Annotated in this window: 1 protein-coding gene, 4 tRNA genes and 1 pseudogene; 2 read left to right on the top strand and 4 right to left on the bottom strand. The window is 50.8% G+C overall.

All coding sequences use genetic code 11. From position 1 onward, the window contains the following. Positions 1-92: 92 nt before the first annotated feature. On the top strand, positions 93-392 hold the full coding sequence (locus ACI43T_RS11950; RefSeq protein ID WP_405387326.1) for a hypothetical protein: 300 nt from the start codon (positions 93-95) through the stop codon (positions 390-392). 13 nt (positions 393-405) lie between these two features. After that, positions 406-623: pseudogene (locus ACI43T_RS11945) on the top strand (tyrosine-type recombinase/integrase); the annotation flags it as partial. Between the two features lie 69 nt (positions 624-692). Here the strand turns inward: ACI43T_RS11945 and ACI43T_RS11940 are convergent. The 4 genes from ACI43T_RS11940 to ACI43T_RS11925 all read right to left on the bottom strand — a co-directional run bounded on the left by ACI43T_RS11940 (position 693) and on the right by ACI43T_RS11925 (position 1,098). Further along, positions 693-782: transfer RNA gene (locus ACI43T_RS11940), tRNA-Leu, on the bottom strand. Positions 783-821: 39 nt separating this feature from the next. Beyond that, a tRNA-Cys gene (locus ACI43T_RS11935) sits at positions 822-899 on the bottom strand. Between the two features lie 11 nt (positions 900-910). Then, positions 911-984, bottom strand: a tRNA-Cys gene (locus ACI43T_RS11930). 38 nt (positions 985-1,022) lie between these two features. Then, positions 1,023-1,098: transfer RNA gene (locus tag ACI43T_RS11925), tRNA-Gly, on the bottom strand. Position 1,099: the final 1 nt, after the last annotated feature.

Genomic DNA, 1,099 nt, shown 5'->3' with positions numbered 1-1,099 from the left:
CCGTTATCGGTTGCAACGCTGGTTGAAATAGAGGCCGTCTGAAAGTTAGTTTTTCAGACGGCCTCTATTTCAATCCGTCGTCGGAAGACGGAGTGTTCCGCGGCGAAGACGGCAATCTGTACGTCAACCGCCTCGGTGCCGCCTTGTTGGCCGGACGGGAGATGGTGCGTTACCACTACGACGGCCGCGGCGATTTGACCGCGGTATACGGCAGGGGCGGCAAAAAACTGCGCGGTTTCGCCTACCGCAACCACATCATGATCGAACACAGCCAGCCGGAGGGTCTGGTTTCCCGCTACCGTTACGACACATACGACACCAGCGGCAAAGTATTGTGCAACACCACCAATACTGGCGAAGAATGGAATGAACCTTCGATCATCGTGACGTAAGGAGCGCATGTTTTTCACTTGGCACGATTTGAGACATACTTGGGCCAGTTGGTTAGTGCAACGCTGGGTACCTTTGTTAGTATTCAAGAGATGGGTGGATGGAAAACACTATCCATGGTGCAGCGCTATGCCCACTTATCGCCAGATTATTTGCAGTTACATGCTCAGATACTGTCTGATTTTGTTAGGCATTCGGGAGATGATGGCACAAATTTGGCACAGCAGCTTTAGCCGTAGTGTTTGAGTTCTAAAATTATTTGATGCGAATTGATAATTTTCTTAAGAAAATCAAGATAGTTATGGTGCCCGGAGCCGGAATCGAACCGGCACGACCTGTTTAGGGTCGACGGATTTTAAGTCCGTTGTGTCTACCTATTTCACCACCCGGGCGGAAGTTTCAAATTGAGAACTGTTTGAAACTGTCCAATTTGGAGGCGGGGGCGCGGATTTGAACCGGCCTGCATAAGGATTGCACTCCTTACGGCATAAACACTCTGCCACCCCGCCGGAGGAAATTGTGGAGGCGAGAGTCGGAATCGAACCGGCGTAGACGGATTTGCAATCCGCTGCATAACCACTTTGCTATCTCGCCAAAAAGAAGGGATTGTCTTAGAGACAATCTGACTATTTTGGAGCGGGAAACGAGTCTCGAACTCGCGACCTCAACCTTGGCAAGGTTGCGCTCTACCAACTGAGCTATTCCCGCA

Origin of the sequence: Neisseria oralis, from assembly GCF_045062685.1 — a bacterium.
In the GTDB taxonomy this organism is placed as follows: domain Bacteria; phylum Pseudomonadota; class Gammaproteobacteria; order Burkholderiales; family Neisseriaceae; genus Neisseria; species Neisseria oralis.
The sequence above is the reverse complement of the archived record's forward strand: the minus strand, read 5'-3'. Positions and strand labels throughout refer to the sequence as shown.